Source organism: Amycolatopsis roodepoortensis (assembly GCF_024628825.1).
In the GTDB taxonomy this organism is placed as follows: Bacteria; Actinomycetota; Actinomycetes; order Mycobacteriales; family Pseudonocardiaceae; genus Amycolatopsis; species Amycolatopsis roodepoortensis.
This window is the reverse complement of sequence record NZ_CP102415.1, coordinates 8,332,663-8,352,165: the sequence shown is the minus strand read 5'-3', so window position 1 is coordinate 8,352,165 and position 19,503 is coordinate 8,332,663. Positions and strand designations below refer to the sequence as shown.

At 69.5% G+C, this 19,503-nt stretch carries 17 protein-coding genes and 1 pseudogene; 7 read left to right on the top strand and 11 right to left on the bottom strand.

Translation table 11 applies throughout. The features are described 5' to 3' along the window. Positions 1-370: 370 nt before the first annotated feature. Both NQK81_RS40140 and NQK81_RS40135 read right to left on the bottom strand, forming a co-directional pair. Positions 371-475 (bottom strand): annotated as a pseudogene (locus tag NQK81_RS40140) (DNA-binding response regulator); the annotation flags it as partial. Next, on the bottom strand, positions 472-1,641 hold the full coding sequence (locus NQK81_RS40135) for a sensor histidine kinase (RefSeq protein ID WP_257485655.1): 1,170 nt from the start codon (positions 1,639-1,641) through the stop codon (positions 472-474). The gene NQK81_RS40135 and the pseudogene NQK81_RS40140, both read right to left, overlap by 4 nt. A 185-nt stretch (positions 1,642-1,826) precedes the next feature. Between NQK81_RS40135 and NQK81_RS40130 the strand changes: the two genes are divergently transcribed. The 3 genes from NQK81_RS40130 to sigJ all read left to right on the top strand — a co-directional run bounded on the left by NQK81_RS40130 (position 1,827) and on the right by sigJ (position 4,282). Next, positions 1,827-2,372 carry a GlcG/HbpS family heme-binding protein gene (locus NQK81_RS40130; RefSeq protein ID WP_257485654.1) on the top strand — a complete coding sequence of 182 codons (546 nt, stop codon included), beginning with the start codon at positions 1,827-1,829 and terminating at the stop codon, positions 2,370-2,372. A 146-nt stretch (positions 2,373-2,518) separates the two neighbouring features. After that, on the top strand, positions 2,519-3,094 hold the full coding sequence (locus NQK81_RS40125; protein ID WP_257485653.1) for an ankyrin repeat domain-containing protein: 576 nt from the start codon (positions 2,519-2,521) through the stop codon (positions 3,092-3,094). Positions 3,095-3,361: 267 nt separating this feature from the next. Further along, positions 3,362-4,282, top strand: coding sequence for an RNA polymerase sigma factor SigJ (gene sigJ, locus NQK81_RS40120; RefSeq protein WP_257485652.1), 921 nt, complete (start codon positions 3,362-3,364; stop codon positions 4,280-4,282). A 3-nt stretch (positions 4,283-4,285) separates the two neighbouring features. On the opposite strand, the gene NQK81_RS40115 is transcribed toward sigJ, so the two are convergent. The 7 genes from NQK81_RS40115 to NQK81_RS40085 all read right to left on the bottom strand — a co-directional run bounded on the left by NQK81_RS40115 (position 4,286) and on the right by NQK81_RS40085 (position 10,909). Continuing rightward, positions 4,286-4,720 carry an ester cyclase gene (locus NQK81_RS40115; RefSeq protein WP_126737069.1) on the bottom strand — a complete coding sequence of 145 codons (435 nt, stop codon included), beginning with the start codon at positions 4,718-4,720 and terminating at the stop codon, positions 4,286-4,288. Beyond that, on the bottom strand, positions 4,717-5,187 hold the full coding sequence (locus tag NQK81_RS40110; protein WP_257485651.1) for a carboxymuconolactone decarboxylase family protein: 471 nt from the start codon (positions 5,185-5,187) through the stop codon (positions 4,717-4,719). Before NQK81_RS40110 ends, NQK81_RS40115 begins: the two co-directional genes overlap by 4 nt. Before the next feature lie 133 nt (positions 5,188-5,320). Then, entirely contained in the window at positions 5,321-6,757 is a 1,437-nt protein-coding gene (locus tag NQK81_RS40105) for an MFS transporter (RefSeq protein WP_257485650.1), read from the bottom strand. 114 nt (positions 6,758-6,871) lie between these two features. Further along, positions 6,872-8,170: an MFS transporter gene (locus tag NQK81_RS40100; protein WP_257485649.1), complete on the bottom strand. Its 1,299-nt coding sequence runs from the start codon at positions 8,168-8,170 to the stop codon at positions 6,872-6,874. Positions 8,171-8,175: 5 nt separating this feature from the next. Beyond that, a complete protein-coding gene (dgoD, locus tag NQK81_RS40095; protein WP_257485648.1) occupies positions 8,176-9,324 on the bottom strand; it encodes a galactonate dehydratase in 1,149 nt (382 codons plus the stop codon). 11 nt (positions 9,325-9,335) lie between these two features. Further along, positions 9,336-9,932: a 2-dehydro-3-deoxy-6-phosphogalactonate aldolase gene (locus NQK81_RS40090; RefSeq protein WP_257485647.1), complete on the bottom strand. Its 597-nt coding sequence runs from the start codon at positions 9,930-9,932 to the stop codon at positions 9,336-9,338. Beyond that, positions 9,929-10,909 (bottom strand): 2-dehydro-3-deoxygalactonokinase, encoded by a 981-nt coding sequence (locus NQK81_RS40085; protein ID WP_257485646.1) that lies wholly within the window; start codon positions 10,907-10,909, stop codon positions 9,929-9,931. The genes NQK81_RS40090 and NQK81_RS40085 overlap by 4 nt, the downstream gene beginning before the upstream one ends. Before the next feature lie 55 nt (positions 10,910-10,964). Here NQK81_RS40085 and NQK81_RS40080 point away from each other — a divergent pair, with 55 nt between their 5' ends. Continuing rightward, positions 10,965-11,726, top strand: coding sequence for an IclR family transcriptional regulator (locus tag NQK81_RS40080; protein WP_257485645.1), 762 nt, complete (start codon positions 10,965-10,967; stop codon positions 11,724-11,726). 5 nt (positions 11,727-11,731) lie between these two features. Here NQK81_RS40080 and NQK81_RS40075 read toward each other — a convergent pair whose 3' ends face one another. Next, complete coding sequence (locus NQK81_RS40075; protein WP_257485644.1) at positions 11,732-12,895, bottom strand: TetR/AcrR family transcriptional regulator; 1,164 nt, start codon at positions 12,893-12,895, stop codon at positions 11,732-11,734. A 196-nt stretch (positions 12,896-13,091) separates the two neighbouring features. Here NQK81_RS40075 and NQK81_RS40070 point away from each other — a divergent pair, with 196 nt between their 5' ends. The 3 genes from NQK81_RS40070 (at position 13,092) to NQK81_RS40060 (ending at position 17,091) form a co-directional block, all read left to right on the top strand. After that, positions 13,092-14,636, top strand: a complete 1,545-nt coding sequence (locus tag NQK81_RS40070) for an AMP-binding protein (RefSeq protein ID WP_257485643.1) — start codon at positions 13,092-13,094, stop codon at positions 14,634-14,636. 43 nt (positions 14,637-14,679) lie between these two features. Then, entirely contained in the window at positions 14,680-15,870 is a 1,191-nt protein-coding gene (locus tag NQK81_RS40065; protein ID WP_257485642.1) for an oxygenase MpaB family protein, read from the top strand. Positions 15,871-16,230: 360 nt separating this feature from the next. After that, on the top strand, positions 16,231-17,091 hold the full coding sequence (locus NQK81_RS40060) for a dienelactone hydrolase family protein (RefSeq protein WP_257485641.1): 861 nt from the start codon (positions 16,231-16,233) through the stop codon (positions 17,089-17,091). Between the two features lie 36 nt (positions 17,092-17,127). Here NQK81_RS40060 and NQK81_RS45305 read toward each other — a convergent pair whose 3' ends face one another. Beyond that, the gene (locus NQK81_RS45305; RefSeq protein ID WP_306856010.1) at positions 17,128-19,407 is read right to left on the bottom strand and encodes an ATP-binding protein; all 2,280 of its coding nucleotides are present in this window, start codon (positions 19,405-19,407) and stop codon (positions 17,128-17,130) included. Positions 19,408-19,503 lie beyond the last annotated feature (96 nt).

The window sequence follows — 19,503 nt, the reverse complement described above, 5'->3', positions numbered from 1 at the left end:
CGCAGTACGGTTGCGCACGGTGCCTCGTCGTCGAGACAGCTGCGCGTCGATACTGCCCGAGGTTCGGTCGACCCTCGCGACCGTGAGTCCGACCGCGTCTCCGCCGCGCGGCGCTACGCGGCGTGAGCGCCGAGGGGCCCGAATGCCCGGGCCGGGCACGGACCCCTGAGCGGAGCGTGGCCGGCGGCCCGTGAGCCCTGGTCACCGGCGGGGCGTGCCGCGGTCGGCCCACCCGGGAGCCAGCTCGGCGTCGTGGTGGTGGCACCGCACCTTCGGGGCTCGTGCCGAGTCGGTCAGCCGGTGGCGTTCACGCCGTCGGGGCCGTCGCGAGTTGGTCACAGACGCGTCGGTTCTCCGTCGGCCGGTCGTCCGCCCATTCGCCGATCACCTCGAAGCCGGGCTCGCCTGCCAGCAGGGCGGCGATTCCCGCCCGCACCACCGGATGATCGTCGACTATCAGTACCCGGACGGTCATCGGACCTCCCTGGTGGGCACGGCGACGGCGAGCGCGGTGCCCTCTCCTGGCGCGCTCTCGACGACCATCTCACCACCGAGTTCGGCGAGCCGCTCGCTGATCATCCGCATACCGTTCCCCCGGTCGCCGCTCGCGCGAGTCGACGCCGGATCGAAGCCGACACCGTCGTCGCGGATGTCGAGGACGACCTTGTCGGCCAGGTAGGTCAGCGTGACGGCGGCCTTCGTCGCCTTGGCGTGCTCACTGACGTTCGCCAGCGCGCCCTGTGCGACCCGGAGCAGAGCCGCCTCCACCGCGGGCGGCAGTGGATACGGGTCTCCGCTGGTCTCGAAGCGCACCTCGTGCATGGCGGCGAACATGATCTGCTCGGCGAGTTCCTTCAAGGTCTCGGCGAGATCCCCGGCGTCGAGCCGCGGTGACCCGAGGCCTCTGACGAACCGGCGCGCCTCGGCGAGGTTGTCCCCCGCCGCCTCGACGGCGCGGGACACATGGGCTTTCGCCAGCTCCGGGTCCGTGTCCCACGACCGCTCCGCCGCCTGCAGCAGCATCCGCATACTCGAGAGCCCCTGTGCGAGGGAGTCGTGGATCTCCCGCGCCAGCCGCTCCCGTTCCTTCATCATCCCGGCCAGTCGCTGGCTCTGCGCGAGATCGACCCTGGCGCCCAGGAGTGCCTTGACGGCTTCCCCCAGTTTCCTCCGGCCCCGGTCGAGTTGCAGGAAGGTCATCGTGGCCATCAGCGCGACCGCGACGGGCGCGAGGACGAGGCTCGGATCGAACCCACTCGCGATCCTCAGCTGGGCGAGGATGGTCGCGGCGGTCAGCAGGACCACGACCGCGACCATCACCCGCGGGCTCAGCATCTGCAGGCAGACGAAGAACAACGGCACGGCGCACCAGGCGAAACTCGGCGCGGCCACCACCAGCGCGAGCCAGACCGCGATCACCGCCGTCAACCACACCGGACGCCACCGGCCCAGCGTTTCCCAGCTCAGTATCCCCGCCACGTACACCAGCGCGAGCGCGCCGGTGAGCACGAGGATCAACGGTGTGGCACCGCTCAACCCGTGCCCCGCGACGAACCGGGCCACCGACGCGGCGAGCAGCAGGAAGAACCCGGCATGCATCGCGGCGTTCAGCCGGGTGGCCGCGCCGAGGTGCGATTCCATTCGGTCCTCCCTTCGTCGCCGATGATCGTAAGCAGGGAGGCTGGGTGTTCCGCATCAATCGTTCGGTTGATGCCCCCACCGATCACTCGACGCCCGATCGATGTCCACTCTCCCGATTCGCCGCGCCCCGCCGGACGGGAGAGTCGTAGGGGAAGGCAACACCCCCTCACCGCAAAGGAAATCCGATGAACGCCAAGCTCCCCCGCACTCGTCTCATCCTCGGTATGACGGCCGGTCTCGCGACCGTCGCGCTGGCCACCGGTGTGGGCGCGGCGCAGGCACAGGACCACAAGCCGCAGCCGCCCGCCCAGCAGGCCGTCGTGCAGACCAGCGTGCTCGGCGTCGACGCCGCCACCCGGGCCGCGCAGGCCGCGCTGGACGCAGCCGAGAAGGAGGGCCAGCGGGTCACCGTGGCCGTGGTCGACCGCTCGGGTGACGTGCGTGTGCTGCTCAAGGGCGACGGCGCCGGGCCGCAGACGGAAGAGTCCGCCAAGCGCAAGGCCTTCACCGCGGTCTCCTTCGGACAGCCCACGTCCGCGCTGGCCAAGAACGCCCAGGGCGACGGCCCGACCATCCGCGACATCCCGGGCACGCTCTTCCTCGGCGGCGGGGTGCCGGTCGCCGCGAACGGCGGCCCGATCGCCGGGATCGGCGTCGGCGGGGCGCCCAGCGGTGACCTCGACGAGCGCTTCGCCACGGCCGGGCTGCGCGCCATCGGGGAACTTCGCTGATGATCGGTGAGCGGGCGATCGTGGCGTTGCTCGCCGCCCTCGTGCTCGGTGCCTGCTCCCCCCAGGCACCGAGCGCACCACCCCGGACGGCACCGAGCACCGCCCCGCCGCCCGCCTCGTCCCAGCCGCCCCGCCAAGGAGTCCCCGTGAGCCAGCTTTTCGAAGCCGACGTGAACCGCGTCCGGCAGGCCGTCGAGGCGGGCGCCGATCTGGAGACCCGTGACGATCGCGGCCGGACCCCGTTGCTCGTCGCGGTCACCGAGAACCGCGTCGACGTCGCCGAGGTCCTGGTACGCGCGGGCGCCGACCCGGACGCGCTCGACGGACGGCACGACACGCCGTGGCTGGTCACCGGAGTCACCGGCAGCGTCCCGATGGCGAAGCTGCTGCTGGAGGCCAAACCGGATCTGACCATCACCAACCGGTACGGCGGCGTCTCGCTGATCCCCGCCTCCGAACGCGGGCACGCCGAGTACGTGCGGCTGGTGGCCGGCAGCGGGATCGACGTCGACCACGTGAACGATCTCGGCTGGACCGCGTTGCTGGAAGCGGTCATCCTCGGCGACGGCGGGCCACGTCACCAAGAGGTGGTCCGAGCACTCGCCGCCGCCGGGGCCGACATGAACCTCGCCGACAAACAGGGCGTCTCTCCCCTCGCCCACGCCCGGTCCAAAGGCCAGGCGGCCGTCGTCCGGATCCTCACCGAAGCCGGGGCGCGCTGACCCATGCCGCCCCGGTTTCACGGACCACGACGGTGACCCGCTGCCGATCCTGTGGCTACCGTGGCAAGGCGAAGCCCGAGAGCCGCACAGTGTGTCGAAGGTGGCTCGTCGAGGAAGGAATCGGGACACTCGATGTCCCAATTCCTTCATCGACGTGGCCAAGCGCAGGCACGCAATCGAAGGCCCACTGCCGGCAGTGACCTCACAACCGGCGGGCGTGTCTCGTCGTACCCGGGACAACGCACGAGACCCAGGGGGCGACTTCCCATGACCGAACGCACGCAAGACCCGCTCGACCCGGCGTTGAAGGCGATAGTGAGTGAGCGGCGTCAGCTGATCGGCCTCGCGTATCGCCTGGTCGGTTCGCTTTCCGAGGCCGAGGACGTGGTGCAGGAGACCTACACCCGCTGGTACGCCTTGTCCCCGGCACAGCGGGAAGCGATCGACTCCCCCGGCGCCTGGCTGACCACCGTCGCCGGCCGCATCTGCCTGGACCTCCTCGGTTCGGCCCGCAAGCGGCGGGAACGCTACGTCGGCGAGTGGCTCCCCGAGCCGGTGCCGGGACATGTCGAGTGGACGACCCTGCGCCCGCCCACCGACGATCCGGCCGACCGGGTCACCCTCGACGAGTCGATCAACATGGCGTTTCTCGTCGTGCTCGAATCACTGACCCCGGCCGAGCGGGTCGCGTTCGTCCTGCACGACGTCTTCCGCTACCCCTTCGCCGAGGTCGCGGCGATCGTCGGCCGTAGCCCGGCCGCTTGCCGTCAGCTGGCGACCTCCGCACGCCGCCGCATCCGCGCGTCGCGGCTCGTGCCCGCACCGGTCGCCCGGCAGGCGGACCTCGTCAAGGAGTTCAAGAAGGCGTGGGAGGCCAAGGACATCGAAGCCCTCATCGGTCTCCTCGATCCGGACGTCAAGGCGGCCAGTGACGGCGGAGGTGTCGTCAGGGCCGCGCTGCACCCGTTCGAGGGGCGCGAGGCGGTCGCGTCCTATCTCCTCACGGTGGCGCACCTGACCTCCGGCCTCGACCTGGTGGAGCGGGAGGTCAACGGACTGCCCGGCCTCGTGCTCCAGCAGGCCGGGCGGACCGTCGCCGTGTTCGCGTTCCACGTCGCCGACGACCGCATCCAGCGGATCTGGGGGATGCGGAATCCGGAGAAACTCCGGCCGTGGGCCGACGCCTGACCGCTACGCCGCGAGGGCGCCGAGTTGCCGGAGCTGGGTGAGGACGTCGACGACACCCCAGATCTCGGCGACCCGCCCTCCGGCGAAGCGGAGGATGAAGATCTCGCTGTAGGAAACCGGTTTCCCGGTGGCGGGCATTCCCCGGTATTCGCCCCCATGGGTGCCGGTGACGGTGTTCCGGCAGACGATCTTGTCGCCGTCGGCGAGCACGTCCTCGGCCGTGACCCGCAGGTCGGGGAACGCGCGAAGCAGCACCGTCCACACCTGTTTCAGTGCCTGCGCTCCCGTCGTCTCCATCGGCACCGGCGCGTGGAACACCACGTCCGGCGCGACGACCTCGTCGATCATCTTCTCGATGACGTCGTAGCTGCCACTGTTGGTCGCGTCGTGGAAGCGGTCGAACGCCGCCCGGTTGCGGGCTGTCTCGGCGGCGGTCATGCGAACTGCCCGACCCGGTAGTCGCCGCCGGGGTTCTGGATGATGCCGTTCATCCGGTTGAAGGCGTTGATCAGCGAGATCACTCCGACCAGCGCGGCGAGCTGGTCTTCGTCGAAGTGTTTGGCGGCGTTCGACCACGCCTCATCGGTGACGCCGCCGCCGTCGGCCATCCGGCAGGCCTGCTCGGTCACCTCCAAGGCGGCACGCTCGGCCTCGGTGAAGCAGTTCGCCTCCCGCCACACGGCGACCAGGTTGATCCGCACGTCCGTTTCGCCCGCGGCGGCCGCTTCCTTGGTGTGGATGTCCAGGCACACCGCGCAGCCGTTGATCTGGCTCGCGCGCATCCGTACCAGTTCCTGGATCGTGAGCGACAGCGGCGAGTCGACCAGCCCCTTGTTCGCCGAGACGAGAGCCTTCACGAACTTTCCGCCGACCTTGTTGCCGAAGTAGTCGAGCCTGGCGTTCATCGCGATCTCCTTGCGTTGGTGGATGTTCCTGTCCCACCGACGAGGCAGCCGCGCGGAATGTGAGGCCGGGCCCGAAAACACGTGTGGAGGGCGGACCTGGAACGGTCTCACCCTCCACACGGGATACAGCCGGTCATCGCACGACCGCCGGGTCACCTCCGGTGACTTCGCTCGGCGCGCTCCGGGGGAAGCGCAGGGTGGCCATGGCCAGGAAGCCACCGGCGACCGCGATTCCCGCGGCCCCGAGGAACGCGGCCGAGTATCCGCCGGTCAGCGCGACCGGGTCCCCGATCCGCCCCGCGCCGAACGACACGCCGACCGCGGTCATCGCGGCGAGGCCGAGCGCCGAACCGATCTGGTACGAGGTGTTCACGATCCCCGACGCCAGCCCGCCTTCCTCCGGCTTCGCGCTGGAAATCGCGGTGCCGAGCGACGGGATGAACGCCAGCGCCTGGCCCAAAGCCGCGACCAGCGACGCGGGCAGGACGTCGACCAGGAAATTGCCCGTCGGGCTGACGAACGACAGCCACACCAGACCCGCGGCGAGTGCCCACAGACCACCGATGATCATCTTCTTCGGCCCGAACCGGCCGATCAGCCGGGGCGCGACCGCGACCATCAGCACGACGATCAGCACCGTCATCGGCAGCAGCGCCGCACCGCTGGCGAAGGCCCCGTATCCCAGCACCTGCTGCAGGTACAGGTTGAGGAAGTACCACATCGGGATCCACGCCGCGCCGAGCAGGAACTGCGCCAGGTTCGCGCCGCCGAGGTTCGGTGTCCGGAAGATCCCCAGCCGCACCAACGGAACCTCACGCCTGCGCTGGATCAGCACGAACACCACGAGCAGGGCGACCCCGCCCACCAGCGCGCCCCACGTGCCCGCCGAGTCCCAGCCTGCTTCCGGAGCCCGGACGACGCCGAACACGGTCAGCCCGAGGCCCGCGGTCGCCGCGATGGCACCGGCGATGTCGACCGAACCACGCCGTGCGGGCGCGGACGGCATCAGCCTGCCGGTCGCCAGCACCGCGACGAGCGAAATCGGGACGTAGAGCCAGAAGATCCACGGCCACGACAACCACTCGGTGATCACACCGCCGAGGAACACCCCCGCCGTACCACCCGCCGGGGCGGCCGCGCCGTAGAGCGCGAGCGCCTTGGTCAGCTCACGAGGACGCGCGCCGAACAGCATCATCAGCAGGGTCAGCGCGGACGGCGCGATCAGCGCCGCTCCCGCGCCCTGCAGCACCCGGCCGAGCAATTCGACCCACGCGGTACCCGCGACCGCCGCGACCACGGAACCGCCGAGCGTGACGACCCAGCCGGCGGTGAACATCTTCCGCGCGCCGAACAGGTCCGAGAGACGTCCGCCGAGCAGCAGGAGCCCGGCCAACGCGATGACGTAGGCGTTGAACACCCACGACAGGTCCCCCGGGGAGAACCCGAGGTCCTGCTGCATGGCGGGTAGAGCGACGCCGATGATCGAGGTGTCCATGATGACCATGAACTGGGCCAGCGCGATGAGTCCCAGCGCCCACCACCGTCGTGGGTCCGGGGTTGTCTCCGCCATGACGACCGTCCTTTCGAGAAGTTGATACCCCCATGGGGTACCTGACGGAGACGAAGTTATGCCTGGGTCCACACTCGGCGCAAGTACCCCAAGGGGGTATCTATGTAGCGCTGGTCACAGCCGCTCCGCGACGCGCTCGACCTTGCCGACCAAGAGGACGTAGGACAGGATCCCGGCGATCGTGATCACGGTCATGTAGGCGAACCCGGGCGCGAAGCTGTCGTCGGTGACGATCAGGCCGATGACGATCGGGGTCGCGATCGACGACAGGTTCCCGATGAAGTTGAACATCCCGCCGGTCAGCCCGAGCAGCCGTCGCGGGGCCAGCGCCGAGACCAGCGACCAGGTGATCGACGCGAGCCCGTTGCCGAAGAAGGCGATCGACAGGATGACGATGACCAGCGTGGTCGAGTCGGTGAAGCCCGCGGCGACCATCACGGTGCTCAGCAGCAGGCCCGCGATGATCGGCCCCTTCCTCGCCACCCCGAGCGAAGCACCACGGCGCACCAGGAAATCCGACAGGACACCGGAAGCCAGCACACCGACCAGCGCCGCGATGAACGGCAGCGACGCCAGGAAGCCGGACTTGATGTAGTCCATTTCCCGGTATTCGACGAGATACGTGGGGAACCAGGTGAGGAAGAACCAAAGCGTCGAGGTCAGGCAGAACTGTCCGAAGTAGATTCCCCACAGCTTCCGGCTGCCCAGCACCGTCGCCAGATCCGCTCGGGTGATCCGCGCCCGCTCCGGCCGTTCACGCGGTAGATCCACCAGGCCGCCGCCGGTGCGGATCAGGTCGACCTCGGCCTCGTTGGCCCGCGAGTCGCGCGGCTCCCGGTACTTCGCGTACCAGAGCACCGCCCAGAGGATGCCGACCAGGCCCGTGGCGATGAACACCCAGTGCCACGAAAGCACGGTTTGCAACCAGGACAGCACAGGGGTCAGCAGCGCCAGCCCGATGAACTGGCCCGAGGTGTAGAAACCGATGGCCGTGGCGCGTTCGCGTTCCGGGAACCAGACGGTCGCGATCTTGCTGTTGATCGGATAGGCGGGCGCCTCGAAGACACCGACCATCAGCCGCAACGCGATCAGCGCCACGAATCCGCCGATGATCCCCATGAAGAACGTCGCGAGCGACCACAGGATCAGGCACGCCGGATAGAGCAGCCGCGGCGGGATCTTGTCGACCAGCCAGCCACCGGGCAGCTGCAACGCGGCGTAGGTCCAGCCGAAGGCCGACAACAGCAGGCCCTGTTCCGCTTTGGTCAGCTCGAGTTCGCCGGCGATCGCGGGCATCGCGATCGACAGGTTCGAGCGGTCGAGGTAGTTGATGACGACGGTGACGAACAACATCACCGCGATGAGCACCCGGAACCGGGTCGGGCGCACAGTGGTCTGGACGGAAGTCGTCATCGCGCTCACCATTCCGCGAACGAGCCGTCGGTGTGCCGCCACACCGGATTCCGCCAGCGATGTCCCTCGGCCGCGCGTTCGGTGACGTACTCCTCGTTGATCTCGATGCCCAGCCCCGGCCCGCGGGGGATGGCGACCTGTCCCTCGTCGTAGGCGAACACCGACGGATCCGCCAGATAATCCAGGAGATCGTTGCTCGTGTTGTAGTGGATGCCGAGGCTCTGTTCCTGGATCGTGGCGTTGTAGCAGCCCGCGTCGATCTGCAGGCACGCCGCCAGCGCGATCGGGCCAAGCGGGCAGTGCAGGGCCAGGCCGACGTCGTAGGCCTCCGCCATGTGCGCGATCTTGCGTGCTTCGGTGATGCCGCCGCAGTGCGACGGGTCCGGCTGGATGATATCGACGGCGCCCGAGGCCAGCACCGCCTTGAAATCCCACCTCGAGTACAGCCGCTCGCCGAGCGCGATCGGGATCGGCGAGTTGCGCAGGACGTCGGCGAACCCGTCGACGTGCTCGGACAGCACCGGCTCCTCGACGAACATCAACCGGTACGGCTCCAGTTCACGCAGCAGGACCTTGGCCATCGGCTTGTGCACGCGGCCGTGGAAGTCCACCCCGATGCCGATGTCCGGGCCCACCGCCTGGCGCACCGCGTCCACATTGGCCACACAGCGGTCGACCTTGTCCCATGTGTCCAGATAGGACAGTTCCTCGGTGCCGTTCATCTTCACCGCGCTGAATCCGCGATCGACCACCTCACGCGCGGCGCGGGCGGTCTCGGCGGGGCGGTCTCCGCCGATCCACGAGTACACCTTGATCCGGTCGCGCACCCGGCCGCCGAGCAGTTCGTGGACCGGGACGCCGAGCGCCTTGCCCTTGATGTCCCACAGCGCCTGGTCGATCCCGGCCAGCGCGCTCATGTGGATACCACCGCCACGATAGAACCCGCCGCGGTAGAGCACCGTCCACAGATCCTCGATCCGCGAAGGATCCTTGCCGATCAGGTGGTCGGAAAGCTCCTCCACGGTGGCGGCCACCGAAGCGGCCCGGCCCTCCAGGACCGGTTCACCCCAGCCGGTGACGCCCTCGTCGGTTTCGATCTTCAGGAACGACCAGCGCGGCGGCACCTGATATGTCGTCATTGACACGATCTTCATGGGTCTCTTCCTTAGTCCTGGTGCCAAATCCTGGAAAATTCGCGGGCACGGGCGCCGACCGCGTCCGCGTCGTCACCCGGCCGGTAGAGGCAGGAACCCAGCCCCGCCCCGGCCGCCCCGGCGGCGGCCCAGTCCGCCAGGTTCGCTTCGTCGACGCCGCCGACCGGCAGCAGCCCGATTTCGCGTGGCAGCACGGCACGCCACGCCTTCATGCCCCCGATCCCGACCGCGCCGGCGGGGAACAGCTTGAGATTCCGCGCTCCCGCGGCCACCGCGGCGAAGGCCTCGGTGGGCGTGGCCACGCCGGGATACGGCGTCATCCCCTCGGCCACGGCGGCGGAGATCACCGCGGGATCGGTGTTGGGCGCCACGATCATCCGCGCCCCGGCCGCCCGCGCCCGGCCGACGTCTTCGGTGGTGAGCACGGTGCCCGCGCCGATCTCGCACCATTCGCCGAACGCGTCGGTGAGCAGGCGGACGCTCTCGAACGGCTCGGGCGAGTTCAGTGGCACCTCGATGGCGGGGAAGCCCGCGTCGACGAGCGCCCGGCCGATTCCGACGACCTCGGCCGGGGTCACTCCGCGCAGGATCGCGATCAAACCGGTCACGGCTTCAGTGTCCTTTCGAGACGGTCTTCGAGCAGTCCGGCGGCCGTCGCGATACGCCACAGCCCCCGGACGGTGATCTCCTCGGAGAGCACGGTGGCCTCAACTCCCCTTCCGGCGAGTGCGGCGGCATAACGACGGCAGAGTTCGCTCGCTCCACAAAGGACGACGTGCGTGTCCGACGCGTGCAGCAGATGCGAAACCTCGTCGGCGATCAGGACGCCGGAGAGGTAGTCGGGCAACGACTCCGGCTCCAGTACGCCGTCGAGCACGAGCGGCCGGGCGCCGAACGCCTCGGTGGCGAGTCCTCGCGAACGCCGTCCCGCGGCCAGTCCCCGCGAGAAGGCCGCGTCGTCGGCGACCGGATCGGCGGCCGTGCGGGCGAGAATGCCGTGTGCGGTCAGCAATCCGTACAGTTCGCCGGTCATCGCGGTGGTGAAGCCGGTGACGATCCCGTTCTCGACGCGGACCCATTTGCTGTGCGTACCGGGGAGCACCACGGTGAGCGGTCCGCCGGGGTGCCCGAGCGTCTCGAGCGCGCCGACGAGTTGCGTTTCCTCGCCGCGGATCACGTCGCCCGGGTCGTCACCGGACGGGATCCGCAGCCCCGGCACGAGATGGAGCACGCCGTCTCGATGGGAAACCGGGACGAGCGAAGGGAAATCGAGCGGCGCCGGGACGGTGCGATAGCCGGAGTCGGTCCAGCCCTGCGCGCTGCCCACCATCCCGGAGGCGAGCGCGGGAAGCCCGGGATACGTCGTCAGCCAGTCGCCGCAGGCCTGCCGGAAGGCCGACTCGTAGGCGGCCGCCCTCGCTCGCGGATCCCGGAGGTCCACGTCCTCGGTCGTGGTGAGCAGTCCGCGCCCGGCGTCGCGGGAGGCCAGGATCTCGCCCTCCCTGCCGAGCAGCCAGGCGCGCTGACCGGAGGTCCCCCAGTCGAGCGCGATCAAGGCGGGTTCAGTGTCCGTCACGAGCGACATCGTGCGGTCGCGTTCCCGATAATGCGATCGCCGTCCCTATATGTAGGATCCAGCCATGTCCGACACGGCACCGCCCGGCACCCAGACCCTCGCCCGCGGCCTCGCGGTGATCCGCGCGGTCGCGAACGGCGCGACCGACCTCCGCGCCCTGGTCGACCACACCGGCCTGGGCCGCAGCACCGCGCACCGGCTGGTCCAGCTGCTGGTCAGCGAGGGCTATCTGCGCAGCGGACGGGACGGCTACACACTCGGGCCGACCTTGATCGAGCTGGGTTTCCAAGCCCTGCACGGAAGTCCGCTGCCGGTGGTCGCCCGGCCGGTGCTGGAGGAGCTGGCGGAGCAGTTGCGGGACACCGTGCACCTGGCCGTCCGCGACGGGGATTCCGTGCTGTACCTGGACAAGCTGCCGGGTTCACGGGGCGCGGAGATGCGCTCCCGTATCGGGCACCGGATGCCGTTGACCCGCACCGGGGTCGGCATGGCGCTGCTGCTGGACTCCGCGCCGGAGTGGCGGGAGCTGTATCTGGCCGAGACACCGGCGGAACCCGGCCGGGTGCGCCCGGAGGACGTCGACGCCTTCCTGGCGCGGATGCGCGAGTACGCGGAGTCCGGGGTGGCGATGGACCTGGAGGACAACGAACCGGGGATCCGCTGTGTCGCGGCGCCGATCCGGGACGCCACCGGCGCGATCGCCGGCGCCATCAGCGTTTCGGCGACCCGGCCGTACATGCCCGCCGCCCGCATGCGCGGCCTGAACCGCGTCGTCGGCCGCGCGGCGCGACAGGTCTCCGCCGGGCTCGGCCACCGCGAACCCTAGGTCCGTCAGATGCCCAAAGCGCCCACGAGCAGCGCGCTCACCGCGTCACGGTTGGCGGGGACGTCCTCCCAGCGCAACCTCCGGCCCGCCTCGACCACCACCCCGAAACCCGCGTGCACGAGCACCCTCGCCTGACGCTGGCCGAGTTCCGGCCTGGCCGACCGTAATTCCCTTTCCCAGACGGCGATGTGCTCGCGCTGCGCGCTGACCAAGGGCCGCTGCAGAGCGGCCGGGAGGCCCGCCAGTTCCGCGTTGGCGACGCTCGTGAGCGCGGTGTGCTCGAAGCTGTACGCCACATACGTCCGCGCCAGTGCGAGCAGGGCTTGGCCCGGGTCGCCGACACCGCGAAGGTTCTGTTCCACCGCCTGGGCCAGAATCCCCGCGGCCTGCAGGCAGGCGGCGGCGAGGATGTCGGCCTTACCGGGGAAATACCGGTAGAGCGCGGACGGCACCAGCCCCACGGCCTCGGCGATCCGGCCGTTCGTGACGTTGGCGAACCCGTCCTGTTCGAACAGCGGGATGGCGGCCGCGATGATCTCCGAACGCCGGGTACGCGACTCCGGGCTGGACGGCAGCTCGACGGCGTGTGCGCTCCCGCCACCCGTCGCCGGGTCGGTCGCGGCCACCCGCAGCGCCGACTCCACCAGCACCTCTTCGACCCGGCGCTGGGCGATCGACGTGCGGTGCATCGTGATGGACCCGATCACGCCGAGCGCCGCCACGGCCCGCAGGCCCGCGTCGGGGAGCGGGTACTCCCGCTGCACCGCGTCGGCCACCCGGTCCACGACCTGACCGAATTTCAGCGCGAGCGAATGCCGGTCGTCACGGTCGAGATACCGGGATTCCCAGCGGTACAGGCCGCTCGACGCCCGATGGGTGACCGTGCCCCGCGTGACGGCGGCGAGGACCTCCGCCAGCGGCGCGCCGGGCGCGACCTCGTCGAGGGTGGCGACGAGCCGGTCGGCCATGACGTTCGCGCACGCGGCGAACAGCGCGTACTTGTTCGGGAAGTGCCGGTACAGGGCCGCCGCGGTGATGCCGACGTCGGCGGCGATCTCCTCCATCGACGCCGCGTGGTAGCCGTGTTCGCTGAAGATCCGGCCGGCCGCGTCGACGATCGTCTGCTTGCGGTTGCGGGGCCGGACGGCCGCGGTCGAGTCGGCGCTCATCGCGGGTGCCGAGCGGCTGCGGACGGGAACTGGGCCATGCGGGGAAGTCAACCACGAACCGGATCACCGGCATGGGAACTGACCGGCGAAGACCGGGCCCTGATGTGATTCCCGATTAACTTATGGGTTCTCAACCGGCGCTTTGGCATGCATACTGGCTTCGCGACCAGTCCCGTTCCGACACCTGAGGATGGCCATGTCGACCGCTTCGGCTCCCGCCTCGTCCTTCCGGCACCACTGGATGGCGCACGCGGCGACGCACGCGATGATGCGTCCGGACAAGCCCGCCCTGCGGTACCTCGGGGAGACGACCACCTGGGCGGAGCTTTCAGAGCGGTCCTTGCGGTTGGCCGCCGGGCTCGCCGCGCACGGGGTCGCCGAAGGCCATCGGGTGGCCACGCTGACCTTGAACCACCCGTGGTTCGTGGAAACCGTGTTCGCGGCGAACAGCCTGGGCGCCATGGCCGTCCCCCTCAGTTTCCGGCTCGCGCCGGCGGAGCTCGACTACATCCTCGCCGACTGCACACCGTCCGCCATCGTCGTCGACGAGCGGCTGCTGCCCCTGCTCGACGCCGCGCCGAAGGCCGCGTCGATCGGGACGGTGCTCGTGCTCGGAGAGGCGTACGAGGAATTCCTGACCGCGCACGAGCCGCTGGAGCTGCCGGACGTCAGCGAAGAGTCGACCGCGCTGATCATGTACACCTCGGGCACCACCGGCAGACCGAAAGGGGTGATGCTGTCCCATCGCAACCTGCAGATGCAGGCGATCACCTGCATCCGGGCGATGAAGATCTTCGACGACACCGACGTCGCCTTCCTGACCGCACCCTTCTTCCACATCGCGGGCCTGGGTTCGATCGTGGCGAACTTCCTGGTCGGCGGCGTGGTCGTGATCCATCCACTGGGCGCCTTCGATCCGCGCGCGGTGCTCGACGCCTACGAGCGCGAAGGCGCCACGGTGGTGTTCAACGTCCCCCAGCAATGGGACCTGATCTGCGCTCAGCCGGACATCGCCGACCGCGACCTGAAACTGCGGATCATCAGCTGGGGCGCGGCTCCCGCGTCCAGGACGACACTCCTCGCCATGGCCGAGAAGTTCCCCGGTGCTCTCAACGTGGCCGTGTTCGGCCAGACCGAGACCTCCCCGATCACCTGCGTCCTCAGCGGCGAGGACTCGATGCGCAAACTCGGCTCCGTCGGCAAACCGATCCCGACCCTTCAATACCGCGTCGTGGACGACGACATGAACGACGTCGCACCGGGCGAGGTCGGCGAGATCGTCTATCGCGGTCCGACGGTGACCAAGGGGTACTGGAAGAAACCTCGGGAGACCGCGGAAGCCTTCGCCGGTGGCTGGTTCCACTCCGGCGATCTGGTCTGCCAGGACGAAGACGGCTTCATCTGGGTGGTCGACCGCAAGAAGGACATGATCATCAGCGGTGGCGAGAACATCTACTGCGCCGAACTGGAGAACGCCATCTCCGCGCATCCGTCGGTGGTGGAGGTCGCCGTGATCGGCAGGCCCGACGAGCGCTGGGGCCAGGTGCCGGTCGCGTTCGTCACCACTCCGCCCGACGGCGGACCGTCCTTGGCGGAACTGGCCGAATTCCTCGAAGGCAGGCTCGCGTCCTTCAAGCTGCCCAAGGATCTCGTGGTCGTCCCCGAACTCCCGCGCAACGCGGGCGGGAAGGTGGTCAAGGGTTCGCTCCGCGACCTGGACGAGAAACGCGTACGTCACTAGCGAATCACTCATCGGATGCCTACCAAGGAAGTTAGGTCAGTAAATGAGCGATCTCAGCAGGAGGAACGTCCTGTCCCTCGGTGTCGCCTTGGGGCTGGTCGGCGCGGCGAGCGTCGCACCGGCCTGGGGTGCGACGCGATCCGGTTCGGCCGCCGACCCGTGGTGGGTCTGGGACGACGAAATCGACCGCATCATGGCGAGGATCCTCGAGGCGGGCCAGGTTCCGGCGGTCAACACCGCGCTGAAACCCTGGGTGGACAACAACGATCCGCTGCCCGGCGGCCTGCCCGCCGATCTCGCCGGCTACCTCCAGGGCGTCCACAAGCTGCCGTCCTGGGCCGACCCCGCGAAACTGCGCCGCGCGGCCGATTTCAACCGGCGCAAGGACACCTATCTGTTCATGTTGTACGGGCTCGGCAGCGGCATCATGAGCACCGTCATCCCACGTGAGGCCAAATCGGTCTACTGGTCCGCGGGCGGGGCCGACATGCAGGACCGCGCGGCCAAGACGTTCACCTTCGGCTACGACCTGAGCGACCTGAACGCTTTCGAACCCGGCGGCCAGTTCGTGGTCACCGCCAACAAGACCAGGCTCGTGCACGCCGCGGTGCGGCATCTGCTGCCGCAGTCGGCGCATTGGAAGGCCGTCGCGGACGAGCGGATCCCGATCAGCAACGGCGACATCCTGGTCACCTTCCACAGCCTCGGCACCTACGTGCACCGGAAGCTGCGCGAGTGGAAGGTCCCGATGTCGGCCGCCGACGAAGAGGCCTTCCTCCACATGTGGCAGGTCGCCATCCACCTGCTCGGCGTCCGGGAGGAGTTCATCCCGAAGACGTGGGCCGCCGCGCACGCGCAGTCGGCGCAGGTGCTCACCCCGATCCTTTCCCCATCGCACGAAGGGAAAGAGCTCGCCGAAGACCTGCTAGGGCTGACCGCGCAGATCGATCTGGGCGTCACCCGCGGATTCCTCAACGAATTCGTACGCTACGTGCTGAGCGACGCGATCGGCGACTGGCTCGGACTGCGCCGCGACTACGCGTCCGCGGCCCTCATCCGCACTGCGTGGCCCGCCTACATCGCCTTCCGCGAGGGGCTGATCCCCGTCATGCCCGCCGGTTTCTACATGTTCGACCAGCTGGTGCGCGCGCTGGCGATGCTGTTCCTCAACAAGGGCACCTCGCCGACGACCACCCCCATCACGATCCCGACCGGGAACCGGCCGGGCGCCTGACCGGTGGTCGGAGGGGCTTCCCAAAGGTGACGTGATGCGAAAGCCACTTTCGCAACGTTGAAGGTTGCGAAAGTGGCTTTCGCAACGCCTCCGCGCCAGACCGCTCGGCCGAGGCACGTGGCGCCACGAACGCGTGTCGCGAAAGCCACTTTCGGGACGTCAGACGTCGCGAAAGTGGCTTTCGCGACACGCCACCCCCGGCAACCAGGACAGATCTCACCATTCACGACCGCCGAATCCACCTCGGCGTGACAATTTTCCGCGTCTCAGTAGTTTCCACGACGCGCGTTTCCCCGGAATCCCGCTATATCTGGGAATCCGTTCCGGCCTCGGAACGGTTCTTCCGAGAGGACATGCGCAATGAAGCGTGGATCAACGTGGGGCGCCGCGGTTCTCAGTGCGGTGACCGCACTTCTCGTGGCGGCGGTACCGGCCGCCGCCGAAGAGAGTCCGTATGCCCGCGGCCCGGCGCCGACGAAAGCCAGTATCGAAGCGGATCGCGGTACGTTCCAGACCGCCACCGAGAAAGTCCCCGCCGGACAAGGTTTCGGCGGCGGGACGATCCACTACCCGACCGCCACCGGCCAGGGTACGTTCGGCGCGATCGCGATCGCGCCCGGCTTCCTGGAGTCGGAGGCGGCGATCGCCTGGTACGGCCCGAGGCTGGCGTCCCAGGGTTTCGTCGTCATCACGTTCTCGACCAACAGCCTCTGGGACACCCCGGACAGGCGCTCGGACCAGCTGCTCGCGGCGCTGCGTTACGTCACCGATTCGAGCCAGGCCAAGAGCCGGGTCGACCCGAACAGGCTGGCCGTCATGGGGCATTCGATGGGCGGCGGCGGGGCGCTGATCGCGTCCCAGAAGGCGCCCACGCTGAAGGCGGCGATCCCGCTGACGGGCTGGAATCCGAACACGACGTTCTCCGACCTGAAGGTCCCCACCTTCGTCGTCAGTGCCCAGAACGACTTCATCGCCCCGGACGGCTCCCATTCCCGGCCGTTCTACCAAAGCCTTCCCGCGTCGCTGGACAAGGCGTACATGCTGCTGGCCGGGGCCGGCCACATGGCGCCCACGAACCCGAACGTGACCATCGCGAAGTACAGCCTTTCGTGGCTCAAACGCTTCGTGGACCAGGACACCAGGTACGAGCAGTTCCTGTGCCCGCTTCCGGCGAACGACCCGAAGATCGCCGTGTACCAGGGAACCTGCCCGATCGACTGACGCCGGGCGTCCCGCGGCCGCTGTGCTCCCAGGAGGTCACAGCGGCCGCTGCTCGACCCAGACGGCCAGCTGGGTCCGGTTCACGAAGTCGAGCTTGTGCGAGATGTGCTGCAGATGCGTCTCCACCGTGCGCCGGGCGATGACCAGCCTCGCCGCGATCTCCCGGTTGCTCAGCCCGGCCGCGACCAGCCGCGCGATCTCCGATTCGCGGGGCGTCAGCGGCGCGAGCACGGCCTGCTCGCCGACGGGCTCGGACGGCGGGCCGCTCAGGGCGTCGTGCGGGTTCCGCCGCCGTCCCTCGGCGAACGCGGCGTCGAACCGCGCCGCTCCCAAGGCGTTCCGGGTGGCCTTGTGGAACATCCGGTGGGTCATCGTGACGGCCACGTCGGGTTTGGCGCTGCAGCGGTCCCACAGCGTGGCGGCGGTTCCGAACAGTTCCGCCGCACGGACCCAGTCCTCGCGCCGCGCGGCCACCCAGGCGAGGCTGTCCACCCGGTAGGCCACCGACAGCACGTCGGAGGCGCGGAGGTCGATCTCCAGCGCGGCACGGATCCAGCGTTCCCCCTCGTCGAGATCTCCGCCGAAACAGACCTCCGCGACCCCCAGCCCGAACAGGGCCATGGAGCGATACCGGTACTCCCCCGCTTCTTCGCACAGCCGACGCATCGAGCCCAGCAGCTCCCGCGCTCCATGGAGATCCCCTCGGTAGGCGAGAGCGACCCCCTGGATGAACATCGGGTGCATCTGCCGTCGTACGTCGCCTCGCTCACCGAACAGCCGCACCGCCTCCGCCGCGCGGATCATGGTGTTCGGCTCGATCGACAGCATCCTCACGAAGGCACTCGCATGCGCGATGTAGGGAGCCGCGTCTTCGTCCCCGAGCGTCTCGGCGGCGGCCAACCGCCGCCGGGCAAGCGGCAGATCCGCGTGCAGCGCGGCGCACAGGGCCGCGATCGCCAGCCCCCTCGCCCGTCCCGGGGTCTCCGGCGGCGCCGCGTCGAGCGCGCGATCGATCCAGTCCCGCAGTTCCCAGGCCGCGCCGCGGGCCACCCAGTATTCGATCGTGCCGGTGGCCATCTCCAGCGCCACCCGGCTTTCACCGGGGGTTCGAAGCGACCACGACAACGCTTCGCGGATGTCGGCGTGGGCGGCCGTCAGGCGCTCGTAGGCCTCGTCCTGCCCAGGCCCGAACCAGGCTTCGGCGGCCTGGGCGATGAGCCGGGCGTAGTGGTCACGGTGCTTCCTCGCCACGGCGAGCTCGTCTCCCGAAGCGGCGAGCCGCCGTCCGCCGTATTCGCGGAGGAGCCGGAGCATCCGGTAGTGGACCCTGTCCGTGCCGTCGATCCGGGCCAGCACCGATTTGTCGACCAGACCGTCCACCGCGTCCAGTACGGCCAGGGAGTCCAAACCGCCCTCCTCGGCACAGACGGCCTCGACGCCCGCCAGATCGAACTGCCCCGCGAACACCGAACAGCGCGCCCAGACGATCCTCTCGGTCTCGGTGCAGAGGGAGTGGCTCCAGTCGATCGTGGCGCGCAGCGTCCGATGCCGCTCGACGGGCATCCGGAGGCCGCTCGCCAGCACCCCCGAATTCTGCTCGACCCGATCGGCGATCTGCGACGGCGACAAGGCGCGGATCCGGGCCGCCGCCAGTTCGATCGCCAGCGGCAGTCCGTCGAGGCCACGGCAGAGGCGGACGACGTCCGCGACGTTGCCTTCCGTGACCTCGAACGCGGGCAGGACGTTGGCGGCGCGCTCCGCGAACAGCCGTACCGCGCCGAAGGTGAGCGCCGCTTCGGGTGTGGCGAGCTCGTCCCGGGGCACGGCCAGGGGCGGGATCGTCAGGACCTGCTCACCGGCGAGCCCCAGGGAGCAGCGGCTGGTGGCGAGGACCACGAGCTCCCGGCATTCCCGCAGCAACGCCGTCACCAGCTCCACGCTGCCGTCGCGGAGATGCTCGCAGTTGTCCAGCAACAGCAAAGACCGCCGGGGACGCAGATACGCGACGACGGCGTCCAGGTCGGTGCGCCCCGCCGTGTCGTGCAGGCCGAGGCTGTCGGCGACCGCACGCGGGACGAGCCGTTCGTCCCGCAGTTCCCCCAGCCCGGCGACCGCGACGCCGCCGGGGAACTCCCGGGTGAGCGAACTGGCCACCTGGGCCGCCAGGCGGGTCTTGCCCACCCCGCCGGCGCCGGTCAAGGTCACCAGGCGTCCCGCGCCGAGCAGCCGCCGGACCTCGTTCTCCTCGTCCGCACGGCCGACGTAAGTCGTCAGGGGCCGCCGCCGGATGTCCCGGACGTCACTGTCGCTCGTCATGCCTCATCACCCGCCGAACCGTCGATCGCCTATCGAAGCATGCCCTGCCGGGGTGACGTGGGCTGTTCGCACCACAGCCGGGCCCGCGCCGCATAA

What these genes read in the sequence shown, in the direction of transcription:
- NQK81_RS40135 (WP_257485655.1), bottom strand. Translation starts at nt 1,641, where the DNA reads ATGGAATCGCACCTCGGCGCGGCCACCCGGCTGAACGCCGCGATGCAT.
- NQK81_RS40130 (WP_257485654.1), top strand. Translation starts at nt 1,827, where the DNA reads ATGAACGCCAAGCTCCCCCGCACTCGTCTCATCCTCGGTATGACGGCC.
- sigJ (WP_257485652.1), top strand. Translation starts at nt 3,362, where the DNA reads ATGACCGAACGCACGCAAGACCCGCTCGACCCGGCGTTGAAGGCGATA.
- NQK81_RS40115 (WP_126737069.1), bottom strand. Translation starts at nt 4,720, where the DNA reads ATGACCGCCGCCGAGACAGCCCGCAACCGGGCGGCGTTCGACCGCTTC.
- NQK81_RS40110 (WP_257485651.1), bottom strand. Translation starts at nt 5,187, where the DNA reads ATGAACGCCAGGCTCGACTACTTCGGCAACAAGGTCGGCGGAAAGTTC.
- NQK81_RS40105 (WP_257485650.1), bottom strand. Translation starts at nt 6,757, where the DNA reads ATGGCGGAGACAACCCCGGACCCACGACGGTGGTGGGCGCTGGGACTC.
- NQK81_RS40100 (WP_257485649.1), bottom strand. Translation starts at nt 8,170, where the DNA reads ATGACGACTTCCGTCCAGACCACTGTGCGCCCGACCCGGTTCCGGGTG.
- dgoD (WP_257485648.1), bottom strand. Translation starts at nt 9,324, where the DNA reads ATGAAGATCGTGTCAATGACGACATATCAGGTGCCGCCGCGCTGGTCG.
- NQK81_RS40085 (WP_257485646.1), bottom strand. Translation starts at nt 10,909, where the DNA reads ATGTCGCTCGTGACGGACACTGAACCCGCCTTGATCGCGCTCGACTGG.
- NQK81_RS40080 (WP_257485645.1), top strand. Translation starts at nt 10,965, where the DNA reads ATGTCCGACACGGCACCGCCCGGCACCCAGACCCTCGCCCGCGGCCTC.
- NQK81_RS40075 (WP_257485644.1), bottom strand. Translation starts at nt 12,895, where the DNA reads ATGAGCGCCGACTCGACCGCGGCCGTCCGGCCCCGCAACCGCAAGCAG.
- NQK81_RS40070 (WP_257485643.1), top strand. Translation starts at nt 13,092, where the DNA reads ATGTCGACCGCTTCGGCTCCCGCCTCGTCCTTCCGGCACCACTGGATG.
- NQK81_RS40065 (WP_257485642.1), top strand. Translation starts at nt 14,680, where the DNA reads ATGAGCGATCTCAGCAGGAGGAACGTCCTGTCCCTCGGTGTCGCCTTG.
- NQK81_RS40060 (WP_257485641.1), top strand. Translation starts at nt 16,231, where the DNA reads ATGAAGCGTGGATCAACGTGGGGCGCCGCGGTTCTCAGTGCGGTGACC.
- NQK81_RS45305 (WP_306856010.1), bottom strand. Translation starts at nt 19,407, where the DNA reads ATGACGAGCGACAGTGACGTCCGGGACATCCGGCGGCGGCCCCTGACG.